Annotated in this window: 14 protein-coding genes and 1 pseudogene; 7 read left to right on the top strand and 8 right to left on the bottom strand. The window is 64.1% G+C overall.

Going from position 1 to position 14190, the window contains the following annotated elements; all coding sequences use genetic code 11:
- Positions 1-353: thiamine pyrophosphate-binding protein (locus tag ACQKPZ_RS27220; protein ID WP_366549361.1), on the bottom strand; the 353-nt coding region annotated here is incomplete at its 3' end.
- A 185-nt stretch (positions 354-538) separates the two neighbouring features.
- Here ACQKPZ_RS27220 and ACQKPZ_RS27215 point away from each other — a divergent pair.
- Positions 539-1420, top strand: a complete 882-nt coding sequence (locus ACQKPZ_RS27215; protein WP_427544222.1) for a LysR family transcriptional regulator — start codon at positions 539-541, stop codon at positions 1418-1420.
- A 131-nt stretch (positions 1421-1551) separates the two neighbouring features.
- Here ACQKPZ_RS27215 and ACQKPZ_RS27210 read toward each other — a convergent pair whose 3' ends face one another.
- Together ACQKPZ_RS27210 and ACQKPZ_RS27205 are read right to left on the bottom strand one after the other, a co-directional pair.
- Positions 1552-2199 (bottom strand): alpha/beta hydrolase, encoded by a 648-nt coding sequence (locus ACQKPZ_RS27210; protein WP_427544219.1) that lies wholly within the window; start codon positions 2197-2199, stop codon positions 1552-1554.
- A 37-nt stretch (positions 2200-2236) separates the two neighbouring features.
- Positions 2237-3361, bottom strand: a complete 1125-nt coding sequence (locus ACQKPZ_RS27205; RefSeq protein WP_427544225.1) for an MFS transporter — start codon at positions 3359-3361, stop codon at positions 2237-2239.
- 411 nt (positions 3362-3772) lie between these two features.
- On the opposite strand from ACQKPZ_RS27205, the gene ACQKPZ_RS27200 reads away from it, so the two are divergent.
- The gene (locus tag ACQKPZ_RS27200; protein WP_403201562.1) at positions 3773-3946 is read left to right on the top strand and encodes a hypothetical protein; all 174 of its coding nucleotides are present in this window, start codon (positions 3773-3775) and stop codon (positions 3944-3946) included.
- Between the two features lie 117 nt (positions 3947-4063).
- The gene (locus tag ACQKPZ_RS27195) at positions 4064-5248 is read left to right on the top strand and encodes an MFS transporter (RefSeq protein ID WP_427544216.1); all 1185 of its coding nucleotides are present in this window, start codon (positions 4064-4066) and stop codon (positions 5246-5248) included.
- A 171-nt stretch (positions 5249-5419) separates the two neighbouring features.
- Here the strand turns inward: ACQKPZ_RS27195 and ACQKPZ_RS27190 are convergent, their stop codons facing one another.
- The 3 genes from ACQKPZ_RS27190 to ACQKPZ_RS27180 all read right to left on the bottom strand — a co-directional run bounded on the left by ACQKPZ_RS27190 (position 5420) and on the right by ACQKPZ_RS27180 (position 9204).
- A complete protein-coding gene (locus ACQKPZ_RS27190; RefSeq protein ID WP_427544214.1) occupies positions 5420-6586 on the bottom strand; it encodes a M20 aminoacylase family protein in 1167 nt (388 codons plus the stop codon).
- A 76-nt stretch (positions 6587-6662) separates the two neighbouring features.
- Positions 6663-7874, bottom strand: coding sequence for a diaminopropionate ammonia-lyase (locus ACQKPZ_RS27185; protein ID WP_427544211.1), 1212 nt, complete (start codon positions 7872-7874; stop codon positions 6663-6665).
- Positions 7875-7953: 79 nt separating this feature from the next.
- Positions 7954-9204, bottom strand: a complete 1251-nt coding sequence (locus tag ACQKPZ_RS27180; protein ID WP_427544208.1) for a Zn-dependent hydrolase — start codon at positions 9202-9204, stop codon at positions 7954-7956.
- A gap of 166 nt (positions 9205-9370) precedes the next feature.
- Between ACQKPZ_RS27180 and ACQKPZ_RS27175 the strand changes: the two genes are divergently transcribed.
- The 3 genes from ACQKPZ_RS27175 to ACQKPZ_RS27165 all read left to right on the top strand — a co-directional run bounded on the left by ACQKPZ_RS27175 (position 9371) and on the right by ACQKPZ_RS27165 (position 11858).
- On the top strand, positions 9371-9838 hold the full coding sequence (locus tag ACQKPZ_RS27175) for an Lrp/AsnC family transcriptional regulator (RefSeq protein WP_427544205.1): 468 nt from the start codon (positions 9371-9373) through the stop codon (positions 9836-9838).
- Between the two features lie 76 nt (positions 9839-9914).
- A complete protein-coding gene (locus tag ACQKPZ_RS27170) occupies positions 9915-10766 on the top strand; it encodes a LysR family transcriptional regulator (RefSeq protein WP_427544202.1) in 852 nt (283 codons plus the stop codon).
- Between the two features lie 96 nt (positions 10767-10862).
- Positions 10863-11858 (top strand): aldo/keto reductase, encoded by a 996-nt coding sequence (locus ACQKPZ_RS27165; RefSeq protein WP_427544199.1) that lies wholly within the window; start codon positions 10863-10865, stop codon positions 11856-11858.
- Here ACQKPZ_RS27165 and ACQKPZ_RS27160 read toward each other — a convergent pair.
- On the bottom strand, positions 11851-13116 hold the full coding sequence (locus ACQKPZ_RS27160; protein WP_427544196.1) for an ATP-binding protein: 1266 nt from the start codon (positions 13114-13116) through the stop codon (positions 11851-11853). The genes ACQKPZ_RS27165 and ACQKPZ_RS27160 overlap by 8 nt on opposite strands.
- The gene (locus ACQKPZ_RS27155; protein WP_427544193.1) at positions 13113-13814 is read right to left on the bottom strand and encodes a response regulator; all 702 of its coding nucleotides are present in this window, start codon (positions 13812-13814) and stop codon (positions 13113-13115) included. The genes ACQKPZ_RS27160 and ACQKPZ_RS27155 overlap by 4 nt, the downstream gene beginning before the upstream one ends.
- A gap of 197 nt (positions 13815-14011) precedes the next feature.
- On the opposite strand from ACQKPZ_RS27155, the pseudogene ACQKPZ_RS27150 reads away from it, so the two are divergent.
- A pseudogene (locus ACQKPZ_RS27150) lies at positions 14012-14190 on the top strand (hypothetical protein); the annotation flags it as partial.

The following is a 14190-nucleotide window of genomic DNA, read 5'->3' as shown; positions in this document are numbered from 1 at the left end:
ATGCCGCACACGTCAATGATCTGGAAGCGGCCCTGCTTGGACTTCTTGATCGGCTTCTGCCCGGTGATCATCATCATCGGCATGCCGCCCAGGTACGCATAGGCGCTGGCGGTGACCAGGTTGGTGGCACCAGGGCCGAGGGTCGACAGGCTGACGCCGGTCTTGCCGGTCAGGCGACCGTAGGTGGCAGCCATGAAACCTGCAGACTGCTCATGACGGGTCAGTACCAGCTTGATCTTCGACTTGCGCAGGGATTCGAGCAGGTCGAGGTTTTCCTCACCAGGAATGCCGAATACATACTCGACACCTTCGTTTTCCAGACATTGCACAACGACATCGGCGGCCTTGGCCATTTGGGGTACTACCTCAAAATCTTTGTGGGATTGCAGATTTATTAAGCTGCGTGACTGAGATGTTGCAGGATGTCTCAGTGGCGCGCATCGTAGGCCCTCTGGTTAATAATAATAAATATATTGTTATGATGCTTAGCATCACAGTTCGTTATGAATGCAACTGGCATGAAAGGTAGTACCCCTCGATGAACCTCAAGGCATTGCGTTGCTGTGTCGAAATCGTCCGGCAAGGCAGCTTCACCAAGGCTGCGCAACACCTGCACATTGCCCAGCCGGCACTGAGCATGGCCGTCACCCGGCTGGAAGAAGAACTGGGCGTGACCCTGTTCAACCGCACCACGCGCAAAGTGATCCTCACGGCCGAGGGCGAGCAGTTTCTGCCGCGCATTGCCTCGGCCTTGCGCGAAATGGATGTTGCCCGGCAAGAACTGCGCGATATGGCCGACCTGAAGCGCGGCGAAGTGCGCCTGGGCATCCCACCGATGTTCGGCCTGCACTATGTGCCGGGTTTGATGAACGCCTTCCGGCAGCTGTACCCGGGCATTGCCATGACCGTGTTCGAAGGCAGCGCCGAAGACATCGGCCACCGCCTGGAACAACGGGAGATCGACCTGGCGTTGCTGGAGTCGCGACGGGTACCGCCAGACAAGGAATCGATCCTGCTGGGCAGCGACGAGATGCTGGCGTGCATGCACCCCGCCCACCCCTATGCTGGCAAGGCCTTCCTCACCGCCGAAGACCTGCGCAACACGGACATGGTGGTGTTTGACCGAACGTTCGTGCAGCGCCACCTTCTGGATGCATTCTTCGCCGAGCACGGGATCACTTACCAGGTGGCGCTGCAGAGCAACTTCGTCTCGCTGGTGGTGCAGGCGGCGCTGGACAACATGGGCGTGGCGACCTTGTTACGCTCTGTGCAGCAGCGCACGCCGGGTATTGTCGGCGTGCCGTTCCGGCCGGCGCAGCAGATGAGCTTCCGCCTGTGCTGGCGGTCGGGGGAATACCTGTCGCTGGCCAGCAAGCGGTTTATCGATTTTGCCGCACAAACCCATTACCTGGAGCGCTGATACCCGCCTGTTCCGGCCCTTTCGCGGCTAAAGCCGCTCCCACAGGTAATGCGCTGCCATCGAGCTCACGCCATACGTTGTGGGAGCGGGCATGCCCGCGAACACCGGCGCAGCCGGTGCCATGCCCCGCATTAACAACCGGTTCTCACTGCCAGAAAAGCTATCACCTGTTCCGCCGCACGCCCCAGGCAGCCCTTGAAAAAGTGGTTGGCACCGGCATACACGGACACCGCCCGCTGCTCCGGCCCGGCCCATTGCAGCAAGTTGGCCAGCGGGGCCATCTCGTCCTGCTCACCATGCAGCAGCAGGCAATCGACTGGTACCGGCAATGGCGGGTAGTAACGCCCGCCCGGAACATCGCCTACCGGCAGCCCCAGCAATGCCACCGCTTGCAACTGCCCTTCCAGTGCCACAGCCACACGTGCAAGCACATAGGCGCCAAACGAAAAGCCGACCAAGGCTACCGGTAGTTCAGGCAGCTCGCGGCTAAAGTGGCGGATAACCGCAATACAGTCGTCGGCCTCACCCATGCCCTCGTCATGCGCGCCTTGCGTCTGCCCCACCCCGCGAAAACTCGGCCGCACCACCTGCCAACCGGCGGCACACAACTGCCGTGCCAGGGTCAGCGGCACGATATGCCGTGGGCTACCGCCCAACAGCGGTTGCGGATGACTGACCAGCACCAGCCCCTTGGGCGGGCCGGCGGGGTAGTCGATCAGCAGCTCGATCTGGCCGACCGGCCCATCGATCAGCAGCGGGTTGCGCGGAGTATCCGACATTGCAGTTGTCCTTGTGTACCGAATGGATGGCGGGTGTTCACGCCGTTTGCCGAGGGATGGTGCGCATCACCATCAGTACCAGCACCACACTGGTCAAGGCCAGCGCCGACAGGGTTGCCAGCACGCCCATGGCGCCGAAGTGCTGGAACAGGTAGCCGCCTACCAAGGGTGTCAGCGCCTGGCCGACCAGCGATGGCCGCGACATCTTGCCCATCAGTGCAACATACTGGGCAGGTGGCATCAGGGCCAGCGGCAGCAGCCCCCTGACAATCGCCCGCAGGCCATTACCCGAGCCGTACAGCAGCAGGCCCAGTGCGGTTACCGCTGGGGCCACCGCCACCAGCGTCAGGCCAACCGCGACCAGCACCGATGACACCAGCGCGGTCCAGATCGGGTGGCGCTTGCCGGCGATGATCTGCAGCACCCGCGACGCCACCTGGCTCGGCCCGAGCAAGGCGCTAAGGCCAATGGCCGCAGCCAGCGAATGGCCCTGGCCTTGCAGTACCGCCACCAGTTGCACGGAAACAGCCGTCATGATGATCGCGCCAATGGCGAAGATCGCCGTCAGCAGGCAATACAGTCGCCGGTCCACCGGCACAGCAGTTGCTGCCGTCGGGCCCTTGGCCGGTTGCTGCGCTCGGCCCGCCGGTAACACCCACAGGTACAACGGCGCCACGACAACAATCAGTACCAACGCATAGGCCGTGCAGGCCGTGCGCCAGCCAAGATGTTCGATGGCAAACGCCACGATCGGCCAGGTCACGGTGGTGGCAAACCCGGATATCAGCGTGATGCCGGTAATTGCCCGCCCTGCCCGTTCCGCATACAAGGCTCCGAGCGTGGCGAACAGCGCTTCATACAGCCCCATCGCCATGCCGGCGCCAATGATCACCCAGGCCAACAGGAACACCTGCAAGCTGTGGCAGTTGGCAACCACCAACAGGCCCAGGCCCACCACCACGCCACTGGCGGCCAACTGCATGCGCCCACCATGACGCGCCACCAGGCGGCTGGACAGTGGTGCCAGCAACGCCGAAACCATCAAACCGAGCGACAGCGCGCCATACACCCAGCCACTGTCCCAACCGGTTTCGTGCAGGATCGGCTTGCCCATCACCGCCAGCAGAAAGAACGAACCACCCCACACCAGAATCTGCAGCAGGCCCAACCAGAAAATACCCAAGGGCCCGGGAAAACGTACGCCAGCATTCACGAAAACAACCTTATCGACCAAGCGGGCCGGATGTCGGCGCACGCAGGCAGCAGTCTAAAAGAGCCGGCATGGCAGCTGCCATAGCATCCCGGCATTTCAGTTATGCGCGCAGTGAACGGCTCGCAAGCATGCGTGTGAGTACATTTGTACTCTACCCGATGATGCGGCGGCTATCTGCAATCTCCAGGGCGCCCTGCAACCCTTTCACGACACAAGGCCGCTCAGGGAACCGGTGTACATCGACAAGTCGAGGCTTGGCAAAAAAGGCTGAAATGTGCGTTCCAGAGCGGTTATTTCATTTTCATTAGGCAGCTAATCAAGCTATTCTCGCCCGCGCCAGAACAACATCAAGGAGCAGGCATGAAGATCGAAATCGTACGCAACGAGCAGGACGCAGGCTGCAAAGTGATCATCGACGGGCACCCCGTGTCGTTCGCGGACATCCAGCATGCCCAAGCCTACGTGGACCAGTTGCAGTCCCGTCTTCAGGCTGCTCCCCAAGCCTTCGCCAGCCCGGCCGCAGAGCCTGCCTGAACCGGGCAAACGCGTGAGGAAGCCGCTCGGCTTCCTCGACGTTGCAGTCGCCGATTGACTATCATCCCGCCTTGAACGTTTCAGCATGTTTCAATGCATGCCTCAATAGGGATACAGATGTCAGTCCAGGAACTCCCCCCGCTCCCCAGTAAAAGTACCGTCGCCAAGATGGAAGCCGCCATGGCGCTGGGCAGCTTTGCCATTGGCACCGGCGAATTCGCCATCATGGGCCTGATGCCCGACATGGCCAGCAACCTGCAATTGAGCGAACCACAAGTGGGCCATGCCATCAGCGCCTATGCGCTGGGGGTGATGGTCGGTGCGCCGACCCTGGCGATTCTGGGTGCCAAGTTGCTGCGCAAGCACATGCTGCTGCTGTTGATGTTGCTGTATGCGCTGGGCAACCTGGCCACCGCCTTTGCGCCGTCGTTCGGCGGGCTGGTGGCCTTCCGCTTCATCAGCGGCCTGCCCCATGGCGCCTACTTCGGCATTGCCGCCGTGGTGGCATCGAGCATGGTGGCCAAGGATCAGCGAGCGGGAGCCGTGGCCCGGGTGATGATGGGCCTGACCCTGGCCATGCTGCTTGGCAACCCGGTGGCCACCTTCCTCGGCCAGTACTTCGGTTGGCGCTCGGCGTTCGTGCTGGTCGGCGCCATTGCCGTGTGCACCATCGCCATGGTCTGGCGTTATGTACCGCAGCGTCACGATGAAGTGCGCAGTGACCCACGCAAGGAGCTGCAAGCCTTCACCCTGCCGCAGGTGTGGATGGCGTTGGCCATCGCCTCGATCGGCTTTGCCGGCATGTTCTGCGTGTTCAGCTACCTGGCGCCGACCATGCTGCAAGTGACCCAGGTGTCACCGCAGTGGATTCCGTTCGGCCTGGCAGCATTCGGTGTGGGCGGGATCGTCGGTAACATCGCCGGCGGCAAGTTGTTCGACCGTTTGCAGTTCCGCGCGGTGGGGCTGGTGCTGGTGTGGTCGATTGCCGTGCTGCTGTTCTTCACCTTTGCCGCCCAGGCGCTGTGGAGCTTGCTGCTCGGCATCGGCCTGGTCGGCACCATGATTGCGCTGGCGGCGCCGCTCCAGATTCGCTTGATGGACATTGCCCATGAAGCGCCCAGCCTGGCGGCAGCGTCGAACCATGCGGCGTTCAACCTGGCCAATGCGCTGGGGCCGTGGCTGGGGGGTATGGCGATTACTGCCGGTATGGGCTGGACCAGCACCGGGTATATCGGCGCGGCGACGGCGTTGGTCGGGTTGGGCATCTACCTGGTGGCGCGCCGCATGAAAGGCGGGCATTGATTCAGGAGCAGGCTTGGCACGCCCCTTGTAGGAGCGGCCTTGTGTCGCGATGGGGCGCGCAGCGGCCCCAGGATATATGCGTCCAAGCTGAAATCGCCGGGGCTGCTCCGCAGCCCTATCGCGACACAAGGCCGCTCCTACAGGGGACGTATCAAGGCAACAAGAGGGTGATCAAACCGGCAGGCTCACCCGCACCACTTCGGCAAAGTAGCGGGCCCCGGTCGCCAGGATCGCATCGTTGAAATCATACGCCGCGTTATGCAACGGCGTAGCCCCCGCCTCCCCCTCGGCACCATTGCCAATGAACACGAAATTCCCCGGCACGTGCTGCAGGAACGCCCCAAAGTCCTCGGAAATCATCATCGGCATCACCTCGGCATTCACTGCCTGGTCCCCCACCACATTACGCGCAGCCTGCACGGCAATGTCGGTGTTCGCCACCCAATTCACCGTCGGCGCAAACTCGTGGGTGTACTCGAACCGGCAACTCGCACCGTGCAACTGGCAAATGCCCTCGCTGATCTCGCGCATGCGCCGCTCCAGCAAGCGTTGCACCTCAGGGCTGTAGCTGCGGGTATCGCCCTTGATGGTGACATGGGTCGGGATCGCATTGCGGATGCCATCGGTCATGAACTCGGTGCAGGAAACGACCGCCGACAAGCTCGGGTCGACATTGCGCGCAACGATGGTCTGCAACGCCAGCACGATCTCGGCACCGATCACCAGCGGGTCGATGCCCATGTGCGGCCGCGCGGCATGGGTGCCCTTACCCTGGATATGGATGACGAAGTTGTCCTCGCTGGCCATGATGCCGCCGGCCCGGGTGGCAATATGGCCGGCCGGCATGCCCGGCATGTTGTGCGCACCATACAGGGCGTCCACCGGGAAGCGTTGGAACAGCCCGTCGGCCATCATCGCCTTGGCCCCGCGCCCGTGCTCCTCGGCCGGCTGGAACACAAAGCGCACGGTGCCGTTGAAGTTGCGCCCGCGGCACAACAGGTCGGCAGCCCCCAGCACCATAGCCATGTGCCCGTCGTGGCCACAGGCATGCATCTTGCCGTGGTTGCACGAGGCATGCGCCCGCCCCTGCGCCTGCTCGGTAATGTTCAGGGCATCCATGTCGGCACGCAGGCCGATCACCCCCGGGCCGTCACCGACGCTGAGGCTGGCGACCAGGCCGGTGCCGCCGATGCCGCGGTGTACCTGCAGGCCAAAACCGCTCAGGATGCTGGCGACCAGGTCTGCCGTGTCGAACTCCTCGAAGCCGGTTTCCGGTTGGCGGTGAAAGCTGTGCCGCCACGCTTTCAGGCGTTGCTCGAAGGTAATGTCATTGCTCATGCTTGCAGTTCCTGTGACGGGCGTTGATCAGAAGATGGCGCTTTCGGCCAGGTATTTACCTGGCCCTCGGGATGGATCAGGCGCGGGCCCAGGCACGCTGGCGGGCCAGCACCGAGGCAGCCGATTCGCCCAGCAGTTCGGCGTACACGCCCGGGGCGGTGGCACCTTCGGTGCTGATGAACAGCACGCGGGCATTGCTGTCCAGGCCCAGGTCGGCCGCTGCGCCAGCGTCCTGGACCAGTTGCACCAGGCCGGCCAGGCCGGCGACGCTGGACTCGCCGGCTACCAGCGGGATATCGCCGGCGCTGCCGGTTGCCAGACGGCGCATGGCGGCAACAGCTTGGTCGTCGCTGATGGTCATGAAGTAGTCGACGCTGGGCTCAAGGAAACGCCAGGCCAAGGGTGATGTCTCGCCACAGGCCAGGCCGGCCATGACCGAGTCCACCGAGCCGGTCGCCCTGGCGGGCTTGCCGAGCACGGCGCTCTGGTACAGGCAGTCGGCCTGCTCGGGTTCGACCATGACAAACAGCGGGCGCTGTTCACCGTAGTGCTCCCACAGATAGCTGACGATGCCGGCTGCCAGGCCGCCCACCCCGCCCTGCAGGAACACGTGGGTGAAGGGTGCCTGCCCGGCCATGGCTTCGACGATTTCCGCGGCGATGGTGCCGTAGCCCTGCATCACGTCGCGCGGGATCACCTCGTAGCCTTCATAGGACGTGTCGGAAACCACGGTCCAGCCATGGCTGCCCGCCAGCTGCGCTGCGTGCTCGACCGACTCGTCGTAGTTGCCGGCAATGCGCACGATCTGCGCACCGAAGGCGGCTATCGCCTGCTCACGCTCGACGCTGACGTTGGCATGCAGCACGATCACGCAACGGCAACCGATGCTCTGCGCGGCAGCGGCCAGGCCCTTGCCATGGTTGCCATCGGTGGCGCTGACCACGGTGAAGTGGGCCAGCAGGTCGGCGTACTGCCCCTGTAGCAAGCCGCGTGGCTCGAACTGCTGGGCCGGGAACGTACGCAGGATCAGGCGCAGCAGGGCAATTGGCGCGCCGAGCGCCTTGAAACTGCCCAGCTGCGAACGTACCGATTCGTCCTTGACCGACAGCTGGGCAATGCCCAGTTCGGCGGCCAGGTCAGGCAAGGCGTACAGCGGCGTGGCAGCGCGGTTCAGCAGGCCCCAGTCGGCCAGCCATTGGCGGCTTTGCTCGGCCGTGGCGATGTTCATCACCGCCTGCAACGCTTGCGGGTATGGCTGGCGCCCAGCCTTGGGGTTGGATACAAACATGCGACACTCCTTTTCTACAGGCAACAGGAAGCCCAAGCCGCTGCAGCCAGGCGGCAGCGGGTGGGCATTACAGTGGGAATCAGGCGTGGGTCAGGCGGCGGCTGACCACATCCAGCAGCACTTGCGCGCCCTGGATCAACTGCTGGTCATCGGTATGCTCACGCGGGTTGTGGCTGATGCCGCCCTGGCTAGGCACGAAGATCATCGCCGCCGGGGCGATGCGGGCGATCATTTGCGCGTCGTGGCCAGCGCCAGAGGTCATGCGCCGATGGCTGAAGCCAAAGCGCTGCGCCGAGGCTTCGATGGCATCGGCCAGGCCCGCATCGAAGATCACCGGTTCAAAGCGTACCAGCCGTTCGGTGGTAATGCTGACGCCCTCGCGTTCGGCAAGCTGCACCAGGTATTGGCCCAGGCGCTTTTCCGCATGGGCCAGGCAGGCTTCATCCGGGTCGCGCAGGTCGACAGTGAAGGTGGCCTTGCGCGGGATCACGTTGATCACGTTCGGCTCGAACTGCATGCAGCCGACCGTGGCCAGGGTGGTGCCTGAGTCCACCGCCATGGCGCGCAGCTCGGCGACGACGGCGCTGGCGACAAAGCCGGCGTCATGGCGCAAGCGGGTTGGGGTGGTGCCGGCATGGTTGGCGTGGCCCTGCACGACCACCTGTTGCCAGGAAATGCCCTGCAGGTTCTCCACTACGCCAATCAGGGTGTTTTCGGCCTCAAGAATCGGCCCCTGCTCGATGTGCAGTTCAAGGTATTCATGCGGCACGATGGCCCCGGGCTCCAGGCTGCCGGCATAACCGATGCGCGCCAGCTCATCACCCAGCCGGGTGCCGTCGGTGCCGAGGGTATCCAGCGCCTCCTGCAGTGCCAGGCCGCCGGCATGTACCAGCGAACCCATCATGTCGGGCTGGTAACGCACGCCCTCTTCGTTGGTGAATGCGCCAACCGTGATCGAGCGCTCGGGCAAGCGCCCGGCCTCGCGGTAGGCACGGATCACCGCCAGCCCGGCCAGCACACCGTAACAGCCGTCAAGGGCTCCGGCATTGGTGACGGTGTCGATGTGCGAGCCCATCATCAGCGGGCGCTGGTCGCCGCGGTCGGTGGCCGCGCGCAAGGTACCGAAAATGTTGCCGATACGGTCGATCTGCACGTCCAGATCAAGTGCGCGCATCCAGCCGACCAGCAGGTCGCGCCCGGCCTTTTCCGCATCGGTCAGCGCAATCCGGGTGCGCCCACCCTGCGTGGCATCCGCGCCTACCTGGCCCAGTTCACGGATTTGCTGCAGCAGCAAAGCGCCGTTCAGTTGCAGTGGGGTGCTTGCATTCATCAACCGTTTCTCCCTGGGTGCAGGGCCATGGCCCCGCACCGCTGTTTTTGTTCATGGGAGAATTTTATTCGCTTGCTGCGTACGAAAAACTTGATTTACTACCATTACACGAAATTTTATTACGCACTTGCAGCGTTTGGCGCTGTTGAACATCGGAGCCCCATGCATGCCCCTGGATCATTTCGACCTGGCCCTGCTCGATGCCGTACAGCGCGATGCCGGCACCTCCCAGCTAGACCTGGGGGCGCAGGTCAACCTGTCTTCGGCAGCGGTCAACCGGCGCTTGAAGAAAATGGCCGCCGACGGGGTGATTCGCGGCACCGTGGCGCAGGTGAATGCCGAACAGCTGGGCTACACGCTGACCGTGATCACCGAGGTTGAAGTTGAGAACGAACGGCTGGACCTGCTGGACGACATGAAACGCACCTTCCTCGCCTGCCCGCAGGTGCAGCAGTGCTACTACGTGGCCGGGGAATGCGACTTCGTGCTGATCATGCTGGTGCGGCACATGGAGCAGTACACCCAGCTGACCCGGGAGCTGTTCTTCGAGAACAACAACGTCAAGCGCTTCAAGACGCTGGTGTCGATGAGCAACGTGAAGACCGGGATTTTTGTGCCGACGCTTTCGGAGTGATGCACTGCCGCACCACAGGGCAATGCAGAAAGCGATACCCTACCCCCTTTCTGCATTAGCCACTGCCGAGCCATTCATGTTCGATTGGGAAGACCTGCGCCACTTCTGCGCCTTCACTACCGCCGGTTCGTTGTCCGCTGCGGCCAAAGCCCTGGGCGTCGACCACGCCACCGTCGCCCGGCGCATCGCTGCGCTCGAAGCCTCGCTCAAGCTCAAGCTGGTCGACCGCCGCCCTCGCGCCTATGCCCTCACCGACGAAGGCCGACGCGTCGCGGAACTCGCCGAACAGATGACCCTGTCCTCATTCGCCCTGGAGCATTTTGCCAGCGCCGGGCAGCACGCAGTAGAGGGCGAAGTGGTACTGGCAGCACCGCCGGCTCTGCTTGGCAGCATCGTCGCCCGGCGCCTGGGCGAGCTGTACCAGCGCTACCCGCAGCTGCGCCTGAAACTGGTCGGCAGCAAGTCGAAGGCGTCCCTGGCACGCCGCGAAGCCGACATCAGCATCGCCCTGGCGAGGCCGACCGAGCCGACCCTGGTGGTCAGCCTGCTGGGGCACCTGGACTACCGGTTGTATGCTTCGGCCAGTTACCTGGCCACCGCCACGGGCCGCCGCTACATCGGCTATGACGAGTCCCAGGCCAACGCCCCACAGCAGCAATGGCTGAACCGCCAGGCCGGCCAGCAGCCTTTCGCGCTGCACAGCAATGACTTGCGCATCCAGGCCCAGGCCTGTGCCGGCGGTATCGGCATCGCCTGCCTGCCGGCGTTCATGGCCCATGAACACGGCCTGAAGGAAGCCGGTAGCGCAGACCAGACCATGAGCATCGACATCTGGCTGGCGGTGCATGAGGATGTGCGCACTACCCCGCGGATCAAGGCCGTTACCGACTTTCTTCAGCAACAGGTGCGGCCACTGCTGCGCTTGTGAATTTTTGCAGACTCCACCTGCACCAATACGGAATTTTCGCGCAAGCCTGCCAGCGTTAGGCTAGCTCCATGACTACCGCCCTTGAAGGAGACGACGATGCAATACGTGAAGCTGGGTAGCACCGGGCTGGACATTTCCAGGCTGTGCTTGGGCTGCATGACCTTTGGCGAACCGGATGCCGGCACCCACCCCTGGACCTTGGGCGAAGACGCCAGCCGGCCCATCATTCGCCATGCCGTCGAGCAAGGCATCAACTTCTTCGACACGGCCAACAGCTACTCTGCCGGCACCTCGGAACTCATCGTTGGCAAGCTGCTGAAGGAATTCACCCGCCGCGAGGAAACGGTAATCGCCACCAAGGTGTTCTTCCCCGCCAACATGTGGCAAGGCACCAGCCGGCCCAATGAGCAAGGCCTGTCACGCAAGGCGATCATGGCCAGCATCGATGCCAGCCTCAGCCGCCTGGGCACCGACTACGTCGACCTGTACCAGATCCACCGCTGGGACTACCACACCCCCATCGAGGAAACCATGGAAGCCCTGCACGACGTGGTCAAGGCCGGCAAGGCACGCTACATCGGCGCCTCGTCGATGTATGCCTGGCAGTTCGCCAAGGCCCAGCAGGTGGCGGCCAGCAATGGCTGGAGCCGCTTCGTGTCGATGCAGAACTACCTCAACCTGATCTACCGCGAAGAAGAACGCGAAATGATCCCGCTGTGCCTGGACCAAGGCGTGGGCCTGATGCCCTGGAGCCCCATGGCGCGCGGGCGCCTGACCCGGCCGCACGGGCAGCAGACCGAACGCACGCGCACTGACCTGTCCGGGCAATCGTTCTATGAAAACACCGAAGCCGAAGACGGCCGGGTAATCGATGTGGTCGAGCAGATTGCCGGCGAGCGCGGCGTGCCGATGGCCCAGGTGGCGCTGGCATGGGTGCTGGGTAAAGCCGGTGTTTCAGCGCCTATCGTCGGCGCCTCGAAGCCCGCCCACCTGGACGATGCACTGGGTGCGCTGTCACTGCAGTTGAGCGAGGACGAAGTGGCACGTTTGCAGGCCCCTTACGTCCCACACGCGGTGACAGGCTTCAAGTAGGGCTGGCTTGCGGCAGTTCGATGCGCACCCGCAAGCCCCCGGTGGCAGCAGCCAGCGCGGTGATGCTGCCACCGTGCAGGGCGATGGCGCGCTGGGCGATGGCCAGGCCCAGGCCGAAGCCATCACTGCTGCTGTCGGTACCACGGTCGAACGGCTCGAAGATGCGCTGCAGGCGCGCCGGGTCGACCCCTGGGCCATGGTCGCTGACGCACACCTGCAACCATTGCCCGCCCGGTGCCGGCGCAGCTTCCACCAGCACCGCCGTGCCGGGCGCCGTGTAGCGCACGGCATTGCGGATGACGTTCTCGAAGGCCCGGTACAGCAGTTCTTCATGACCCTGCATGAAGAACGCGCCCTGGGCCAGCAAGGACACCTGGCACTGCTTCATGCCGGCTTCAAAACGCGCATCCTCGACAATCTGCGCCAGCAGTTCGACCACATCCACATTGGCGAAGTCGCTGTTGCCCTGGCGGGACTGGGCGCGGGCCAGGGTAAGCAGTTGCTCGATCAGGTCGTCCATGCGCCGCGACTCGCGCTCGACGCGCTCCAGCATGTCGGGCCGGTCAGGTTGCTGGCGCATCAGGCCGATGGCGGCATGCATGCGGGTCAGCGGTGAACGCAGCTCGTGGGAGATATCGTGCAGCAGGTTCTGCTGCGCCTGCACCAGGGCCTTGAGCTGGCCGGCCATGCGGTCGCAGTCTTCGGCCAGCTCGACGATCTCGTCACGGCGCTTGCCCAGGCGCGGCCTCACCCGCACATCGAACCGGCCCTGGGCGACCTGGCCCATGGCCTCGCGCAGCCAGGCCAGTGGGCGGGTCAGGTACAGGCTGCACAACAGCGCGAACAGCGCACTCATCAGTGCGCCCGTTACGAACGGGCCCACGTTGTGTGGGCGCGGAGCCATGCCGATATGGGTGGCCACCGAGGCACGCAGTACCAGCGGGCGGCCGTCGCGATCGACCAGCGCTTGCTCGAAACGCGCTGTGTGCACCGTCCTGCCCGCCAGCAAGCGGCCTTGGTCATCGTAAAGGCCCACCTGAACATCCGGCGGCTGTGGCGACACTTCCAGCAATTGCCGGCCGGCCCGTTCGCCATGTCGCTCCAGCATTTGCAGCTCGGTGGCCAGCAGCGAACGCAGCCCTGGGGTATCACCGCGCAGGTCATTGAGCATGAAGGCCCCCGCCCCCACCAGGAAGGTCAGGGTATTGGCCAGCCAGAAGGCCAGGAACAGCTTCCAGAACAGGCGCCGGCGCATCATTCGACGATCAGCATGTAGCCCATGCCGCGCACACTCTGGATCCAGCTGCTGCCGTCGGCACGCGGGCCGAGTTTTTGCCGGATGCTGCTGACGTGCACGTCGATGCGCCGGTCGTAGCGGGTCAGCGGCCGGCCCAGGGCATTGAGTGACAGGTCCTGCTTGCTGACCAGTTGACCGGCCTGGCGGGCCAGCGCTTCGAGCAGGCTGAACTCGGAGCCGGTCAGCTCCAGCGTGGCGCTGCCCCAGTGCGCCTCGCGCCGGCCCGGCCACATTTTCAAGGCGCCGCTGCGCACCTGGTCCGGTGCCTCGGGTGCACTGGCCTCGCCCATCAGCTGCGGCTGCACCCGGCGCAATATCGCCCGCAACCGTGCCACCAGCTCACCCGGGGAACTGGGCTTGGGCACATAGTCATCCGCCCCCAACTCAAGGCCGGCGATACGGTCGATATTGTCGCCACGGGCTGTCAGCAGCAGCACCGGCACCTGGCTGCGCGCACGCACGCGCCGTAGCACCTCGATGCCAGAGATGCCCGGCAGCATCACGTCCAGCACCACCGCCTGGTATTTGCCGGACAACGCCTGGGTCTCGCCCTCTTCGCCGGTGGCCACGGCCGTGGCCTGGAAGCCTTCGCGTACCAGGTACAAAGAGAGCATTTCAGTCAATTCGCGGTCGTCGTCGACCAGCAGCACGGGGATCATCAGGGCCAGATATCGCAGTTGCAGGGGCGTTAATGATCGCCTCGCACGGCGGTACTGTCACCGCCGCCCGGTCGGACTTTACACATCTTTACCCTCGGCTAACCGCGCCGTACACAGCCCGCCCGTATCCTCATCGCCCGCTGCATGCGGGTTGCCCGCGCTTGCTCCCCTCCGAATCCGCTTGTCTGGAACCCCCGATGAACTACCCGCGCCTGTTGCTCTCCATCCTGTTGCTGAAAGCCACGCTGGCCCAGGCCTCCCCGTTCAGGATCGCCGACATCCGCGTCAACGGCCTGCAGCGGGTTTCCGCCGGCAGTGTCTTCGGTGCCTTGCCGCTGAACGTCGGCGATCAGGCCGATGACCGCCGCCTGGTGGA

Source organism: Pseudomonas sp. NPDC089547 (genome assembly GCF_050280665.1).
In the GTDB taxonomy this organism is placed as follows: domain Bacteria; phylum Pseudomonadota; class Gammaproteobacteria; order Pseudomonadales; family Pseudomonadaceae; genus Aquipseudomonas.
The sequence above is the reverse complement of the archived record's forward strand: the minus strand, read 5'-3'. Positions and strand labels throughout refer to the sequence as shown.

Excerpts from the sequence above, each read along its gene's own strand:
- ACQKPZ_RS27215 (WP_427544222.1), top strand. The coding sequence starts at position 539 with ATGAACCTCAAGGCATTGCGTTGCTGTGTCGAAATCGTCCGGCAAGGC.
- ACQKPZ_RS27210 (WP_427544219.1), bottom strand. The coding sequence starts at position 2,199 with ATGTCGGATACTCCGCGCAACCCGCTGCTGATCGATGGGCCGGTCGGC.
- ACQKPZ_RS27200 (WP_403201562.1), top strand. The coding sequence starts at position 3,773 with ATGAAGATCGAAATCGTACGCAACGAGCAGGACGCAGGCTGCAAAGTG.
- ACQKPZ_RS27195 (WP_427544216.1), top strand. The coding sequence starts at position 4,064 with ATGTCAGTCCAGGAACTCCCCCCGCTCCCCAGTAAAAGTACCGTCGCC.
- ACQKPZ_RS27190 (WP_427544214.1), bottom strand. The coding sequence starts at position 6,586 with ATGAGCAATGACATTACCTTCGAGCAACGCCTGAAAGCGTGGCGGCAC.
- ACQKPZ_RS27185 (WP_427544211.1), bottom strand. The coding sequence starts at position 7,874 with ATGTTTGTATCCAACCCCAAGGCTGGGCGCCAGCCATACCCGCAAGCG.
- ACQKPZ_RS27180 (WP_427544208.1), bottom strand. The coding sequence starts at position 9,204 with ATGAATGCAAGCACCCCACTGCAACTGAACGGCGCTTTGCTGCTGCAG.
- ACQKPZ_RS27175 (WP_427544205.1), top strand. The coding sequence starts at position 9,371 with ATGCCCCTGGATCATTTCGACCTGGCCCTGCTCGATGCCGTACAGCGC.
- ACQKPZ_RS27170 (WP_427544202.1), top strand. The coding sequence starts at position 9,915 with ATGTTCGATTGGGAAGACCTGCGCCACTTCTGCGCCTTCACTACCGCC.
- ACQKPZ_RS27165 (WP_427544199.1), top strand. The coding sequence starts at position 10,863 with ATGCAATACGTGAAGCTGGGTAGCACCGGGCTGGACATTTCCAGGCTG.
- ACQKPZ_RS27160 (WP_427544196.1), bottom strand. The coding sequence starts at position 13,116 with ATGATGCGCCGGCGCCTGTTCTGGAAGCTGTTCCTGGCCTTCTGGCTG.
- ACQKPZ_RS27155 (WP_427544193.1), bottom strand. The coding sequence starts at position 13,814 with ATGATCCCCGTGCTGCTGGTCGACGACGACCGCGAATTGACTGAAATG.